Annotated in this window: 6 protein-coding genes; 1 reads left to right on the top strand and 5 read right to left on the bottom strand. The window is 71.4% G+C overall.

The features are described 5' to 3' along the window. The 4 genes from ACOJUJ_RS16005 to ACOJUJ_RS15990 all read right to left on the bottom strand — a co-directional run. The coding region (locus ACOJUJ_RS16005; RefSeq protein ID WP_420127898.1) for an ATP-binding protein at positions 1–2,117 on the bottom strand (2,117 nt) is incomplete at its 3' end. Beyond that, on the bottom strand, positions 2,117–3,658 hold the full coding sequence (kaiC, locus tag ACOJUJ_RS16000; protein ID WP_420127897.1) for a circadian clock protein KaiC: 1,542 nt from the start codon (positions 3,656–3,658) through the stop codon (positions 2,117–2,119). The genes ACOJUJ_RS16005 and kaiC, both read right to left, overlap by 1 nt. Beyond that, entirely contained in the window at positions 3,655–3,954 is a 300-nt protein-coding gene (locus ACOJUJ_RS15995; RefSeq protein ID WP_420127896.1) for a circadian clock KaiB family protein, read from the bottom strand. The genes kaiC and ACOJUJ_RS15995 overlap by 4 nt, the downstream gene beginning before the upstream one ends. Positions 3,955–4,229: 275 nt before the next feature. Further along, a complete protein-coding gene (locus ACOJUJ_RS15990) occupies positions 4,230–4,628 on the bottom strand; it encodes a hypothetical protein (protein ID WP_420127895.1) in 399 nt (132 codons plus the stop codon). A gap of 210 nt (positions 4,629–4,838) precedes the next feature. Between ACOJUJ_RS15990 and ACOJUJ_RS15985 the strand changes: the two genes are divergently transcribed. Continuing rightward, positions 4,839–5,456 carry a hypothetical protein gene (locus tag ACOJUJ_RS15985; RefSeq protein ID WP_420127894.1) on the top strand — a complete coding sequence of 206 codons (618 nt, stop codon included), beginning with the start codon at positions 4,839–4,841 and terminating at the stop codon, positions 5,454–5,456. Between the two features lie 83 nt (positions 5,457–5,539). Here ACOJUJ_RS15985 and ACOJUJ_RS15980 read toward each other — a convergent pair whose 3' ends face one another. Continuing rightward, a complete protein-coding gene (locus ACOJUJ_RS15980; protein WP_420127893.1) occupies positions 5,540–5,809 on the bottom strand; it encodes a hypothetical protein in 270 nt (89 codons plus the stop codon). Positions 5,810–6,000: the final 191 nt, after the last annotated feature.

The following is a 6,000-nucleotide window of genomic DNA, read 5'->3' as shown; positions in this document are numbered from 1 at the left end:
AACCGGCTGAGCGACACCACCTCGCCATCCGCCAGCAGGCGCCGCAGGACGTCGCGCGCCTGCTCGCCGTCGCCCAGAACGTCGTCGCGCAGGGCGGCTTCGACCTCCTCCAGCAGCAGCGCGTGCTCGCGGCGCATCTGGCCGGCGCTCCAGCCCAGGCGCAGGCGCTGGTCGGCGTGCTTCCAGCTCAGCAGCCGCTGGATGTGCTCGCCGTCGCGCAGAAGCGAGGGGTCGCCGCCTTCCTCGTCCAGCGTGACCATCATCTGCGCCAGGTCCATCAGGTACGTGGCCAGGTGGTCTTCCAGCTGCGTGCGGCTCATCCGCTCGATCCCGGGCACCTCCAGCTCCATCCGCAGCCGCTCCGCCAGCCGCTGGATGATGGCGTCCGCCCCGTCCGCCAGCCGCCGCCCCAGCTCGCCCAGCCCGGGAATGGTCCCCGGCTCCGCGGGCCAGGCGGATGCCTCTGCCCGCGCCGCGCCGTCGCCCGCAGCGCCGGTGGTCGGCAGCCAGAGGATGAAGCGCGAGCCCTGGCCGGGGGCGCTTTCCACCGTAAGCTCGCCGCCCATCAGCCGCGACAGGCGGCGGCTGATCGCAAGGCCCAGCCCCGTGCCGCCCTCGCGCCGCGTGTGCCCCGCATCCACCTGCATGAAGGGCTCGAACACCGCCTCCAGCTTGTCCGGCGGAATGCCGATCCCCGTGTCGGCCACCTCTACCGTCACCCACATGCGGTTGTCGCTCTCCAGCAGCGTGGGCGGTCCCAGCGCGCCGGCGCTGCAGGTGACCGTCACCGATCCGCCGGGCTCGGTGAACTTGACCGCGTTGGAAAGCAGGTTGACGAGAACCTGGCTTACCCGGTCCTCGTCGCCCACGTAGACGTCGTCTTCGGGGCAGCTCCACTCCAGCGCCAGGCCGATGGACTTGGCGCGCGCCTGCGGCTCCACCTGCTCCATGGCCCGGTCGGCCGTGGCGCGCAGGGGGAGCGCCTCGCTGCGGACCGCCATCTCACCCGCCTCGATCTTGGACAGGTCCAGCACGTCGTTCACCAGCGAGAGCAGGTGCCGGCTGCTTCCCTGAATGCGCCCCACGTACTCCGCCTGCTTGTCCTGCAGCGGGCCGCCCAGCCCCATCTCCAGCAGCTCGGCATAGCCCATCACCGCGTTGATGGGGGTGCGGATCTCGTGGCTCACCGTGGCCAGAAAGTGGCTCTTGGCGCGGCTGGCGGCCTGCGCGGCGCGGAACAGGCGCGCGTTTTCCGCCGCCAGCGCACCGCGCCGCGCCAGCTCCTCGGCCAGCCCCACCTCCACCTCCACGTAGCGCGCGCCGGGGTCCGTGCGGCAGAGGGTGAGCGCGCCCAGCACCCGCCCGCGCACCGCCAGCGGCACCGTCATCCACGCCGTGGGCAGGAGCGCGTGCAGGGCGCCGCCGGTGGGGTCCGGGTCCGTGGTCTGGGGCACGGGGCCGCCGGGGTGCCAGTCCGCGCGGCCGGTGCGCAGCACGCGCGCCACCGCGCTGCCGGCCTCGGCGTCCAGCGGGGGAAGCGCGTCAAGGATGCGCTGCGCGGCGTCGTGCCCGTGCACCGCCGCCGTCTGCGCGGCCTCGCCCTGCTCGCCGCGCCAGTGCACCAGCGCGAACTCCGCCAGCGTGGGCACCGCCAGCCCCGCCAGCTGGTCCAGCACCGTCTGCACGTCGAGCGTGGCGTTGAGCACGCCGCTGGCCAGCGCCAGGAACTCCGCCCGGCGGGTGGCGCGCTCCGCCTCATCGCGCGCCGCGTCGGCGCGAATGCGGCCGCGCTCCATCTCTTCGCTGCGCCGCCGCTCCGTCACGTCGCGCAGCGTAACCACATAGGCGCCCGTGCCGTCCCACTGCACCGGCCGGGCGCGCAGCTCTACCGTGGCGGGCGCGCCGCCGCGGGGCACCACGTCCATCTCGGCCGTGTCGCCGTCCAGCAGCGGCAGCCCCAGGTCCGCCCCCACCAGCTCCTCCAGCGGCCGGCCAAACAGGCGCGCCGCCGCCGGGTTCCCAAAACGCACGTGCCCCTCTCCGTCGACGATCAGCAGACCGTCGGCGTTGAACTCGACCAGCGTGCGCAGGTCGGCGGCGTGCGCGGCGTCGCTCATCACCCCGTTTCCGTTCCGGCCTGCGCACCCTGGCCGGCGTGCTCTTCGTCGTCCGTGGCGCGGGCGTGGGTGACGTTGCCGGACAGGATGCCGCTGGTGCCGTGGAACGGCTGGCCCACGTGCATGCCGTCCGCGTCGATGGTGTACTCGCGGATGGTGGTGTCGTGCGGCGAGCCGCGCATCTTCAGGATCAGAAGCCCGCGCCGCAGCTCGCCGTACATCTCCACGTAGCGCAGCAGCAGGATGGTGTCCGTGAGCGTGCTGATGTGCTTTTCGGTGATGGAGTGGCCGCCCAGAATGCTGGACGCCGTTGACGTGACCATCCCCGCGATCTCGCCGTGCTTGAGCAGCGAGGTAAGCCCCAGCATGAACTCGCGAAAGCTGCGCAACTCCGTCACCCGCTCCAGCGCGCTCAGGCTGTCCACCGCCACGCGCTGGGGCTTGAACTCCTCGATCGCCCAGCGCATCCGCAGCAGGTGGTCTTCCAGCGGCATGGCGTGGGGGTACACGGGGATGATGCGCAGCAGCCCGCTTTCTTCCATCCCCTCGAAGTCGTGTCCCCAGCTGCGGGCGTTGCGGATCAGCTGCTCGCGGCTTTCCTCGAAGGCGAACAGGATGCAGCGGTCGCCCTTCGCCACCCCGCCGGCCACAAAGTGCGTCACCGTGAGCGTCTTGCCCGTCCCGGTGGCGCCGGAAAGGAGGATGATGCTGTCGCGGAAGTAGCCGCCGCCCAGCATCTCGTCCAGCTCGGCGATGCCGGAGGTTACGCGGGTGGTGGAGGAGCGCTGCGTCAGCTTCATCGCCGAAAGCGGCAGGACGACGACGCCCTTTTCCGACACGATGGTGAAGGGAAACTCGCCCCGCTGGTGCGGCGTGCCGCGGAACTTGAGGATCTCTACCGTGCGCCGGCGCCGCTCGTCCTGCAGCGTGTTGCGCAGCAGGATCACGTTGTCGGCTACGAACTCCTCGATCCCGTACCGGCTCACCTCGCCGTAGTCGTCCAGCCGCTCGGCCGTCACCAGCGTGGTGGCGCCCAGCTCGCGCAGCGCCCGGGAGATGCGGTACAGCTCGGCGCGCAGCTTTTCGGGGTTGGGCAGGCGCGAGAACAGGGCGTTCACGGAGTCGATGGAGACGCGCTTTGCCCCCGTCTGCCTGACCGCCCGGACGATGCGCGCCAGCAGTGCCCCCAGGTCAAAGTCGCCCACCACGTCGGTGGCCTCGTCGTCGGGCGACCCGTCCACGTACGTCCACGCGCCGGACGCTTCCCACGCGTCCACGTCCCACCCCAGGCTGGCCAGGTTGCGCGACAGCTCGGCCGGGCTTTCCTCGAAGGTGATGAAGACGCCCTTTTCGCCGGTGCGGATGCCTTCGGCCAGGAACTGCGCGGCAAAGATGGTCTTGCCGCTCCCCGCCGTGCCGCCCACCAGGGTGGTGCGTCCCGCCGGCAGCCCGCCCTCGGCAATGCCGTCGAACCCCTCGATCCCCGTGGGGAGCTTGGGAAACAGCTTGGCCGCGGAGTCCGCGGCCGTGGTGTCGGTCATTGTGAGGGTTCGGTGGAGGTGGGGCCAGGCGCCGAAAGGCCCAGCGCTTCGGCCACGCGGGCGCGGTCGCCCAGGTCGCCCACGATGCGGCGCGCGGAACCGGGGCCCTGGCGCAGCAGGGTGGGTGTAAGCAGCACGCGGTCGGTTTCGGCCCGCTCGGGATCTTCGGCCACGTCCACCACCGTGGCTTCCACGCGCTCTCCCACGCCGCCGTCCGCCAGCCAGGCGACGGTGGCCCGGGCGGACCGGCTGCGGGGCGTGTCGCCCGCAACGTATAACACCAGTCGTACGGTCATGGGGAAAGCAGGGTGAGACGAATTTGGGGGGACCTTATGCAAACTATTGGCCGCAGCCTCCGCTGAACAGATTTTTACGGAAAGCCGCGTGCGGCGCGGCTTTGAAAGCTGCGTCGCGAACCTCTCGGAAAGCCCGCCGCCACCCGCTCCACCCCCCGCGGAGGCGGGGCCGGAGTCATCCGGTCCACCCCGGATGCGCAAGCCCCGCTCTGGCTCACCAGGCGGGGCTGCAATTCAACCCATCACGTTGCGCTTACCGGCGTTTCGCGCCGGGGTCAGCTCCGTTCGGCACTGGCAGGTTCCACGCGATAGCTGTACCGAAACGAGGAGGTGGCAAGGCCGGCCCCGCTCCGCAGTTGCAGCACCCGCCGTGTGCTGCCCGGCTCGATGCGTACGTCGGGCCGGTGCGTGACGCACATGATGTTGATGCAGGTGCTGAGCCTGACCTCGGTGACGACGATGGGCACGCGTGACTTGTTGCGGATGTGGATCTCCGTCACGTTCCTGTAGTTGGCCACCCCGCCCCTCGCCCACGTTTCGGTGTCCAGGTGCCCGGACGGGCGCGACTCGCCGGCCGGGCCGGCGGGGATGGTGGCCATGCGCGGGCCGTTGGCGGGGGCGGCGCAGGCGGCCAGCAGCAGCGACGTCAGGGGGGCGGAAAGCAGGTGGCGCATGGCATTCGCCCGGTGCGGGTGGCAGGCAGGGGATGAGCGCGGGACGTCCCGCTTTGAAGATGGACCGGCGAAGATGGACCGGCGCCACTGGATCCGCCAGCTTTCCATGGTCTCGGCCCACGGGATCCGCCGTCGCGCTGTATCCCTGTCGCGCGCCACGCGAGGGGATCGTGCGCCGGTCAACCGGTCACACAGCCAGTGAGGATGCTCATGCGCCGCACCTTCCTGTTTTTCGCCGCCGCGTTCGCGCTCCTTGCCTGCGACGGCGGATCGCCCACGGGCGGGGCCGACGCCGCGATGGACCGCGACGAGGCGCTCACCGCGGCCCGTGCGTGGGACGCGGTGGGCGTGGGGGTGATGGAGGGCATCGACGGCCCTTCCATCGACGGTTCGCAGGACGGGGAACCCAGGCAGGTGACCGCCACGGCCGCGTTAAACCGGACGCGCGCGTGCCCGGTAAGCGGCACGGCCACGCTGCGGGGCACGCGCGTGCTGGCGCACAACCCCGTCACCGACACGCGCAGCATGCACCTTGCCGCCACCCGCACCGACGCCGCGTGCACGGTGAACGCGCGGCGCGGCGGCGGCACCATCCGCATCACCACCACGCCGGATGTCGCCGTTACGGCACACCAGACGTGGACGGCCGGGCAGCCGGGCACGCGCACGGTCACGCACAAGGGCAGCTTCGGCTGGCGGCGCTCCACGGGGCAGAGTGGCACCTGCGCCGTGGACCTGACGGCCACGTTCACGCCGGTGACGCGCACCTACACGCTTGGCGGTGCCTTTTGCGGCCACGCGGTCAGCGTCACGCGAACCGCGCCGTAAACCGCGCAGGTGGAGGATGGAAACGGCAAGCGGCCCCCGGACGGTTCAGTCCGGGGGCCGCTCGCGCCTTGTGGCGGAGCGCGTCAGGCGCTGATGCGGCGGTGGCGCGCGTTCCTGCTGCCCGCCGACACGCCGGCGCCAACACTGGCACCGAAAAGCAGCGCCGTTCCGCCGCCGACAAAGGGGAGCAGCCCCGCCACCGGCATGGCGATGCACGCGGCGGCCACCGCGGCGATCACGGGAGCGGCGCCGGTGTGCACGGCGTCGACGTAGGCCAGCCTGTGGCGAACGAAGCTGCGGGTCTGCAGATATCCGAAAGCCGCTGCCGCCACGGCGATGACGATGGTGATCATGTGCGTTTCTCCAGGTTCAGAAGATGCTTCGGTCCGTTCCGCTTGCATCCGATACGGAAGGCCGCGCCGCGGAGTTTCAGAGGCTCGTCCCCATCAACCACATGGGCCCGGAGGTCACAAGCGGCGCGAGCTTTCTGCAGGCGTGGCCCAGGAACCCGGGGAGCGCCGGACATCCACCTGCATCCGCCGGT

It is taken from the genome of Longimicrobium sp. (genome assembly GCF_048594345.1).
Lineage (GTDB): Bacteria > Gemmatimonadota > Gemmatimonadetes > Longimicrobiales > Longimicrobiaceae > Longimicrobium.
This window is presented reverse-complemented; position numbering and strand designations above follow the sequence as displayed.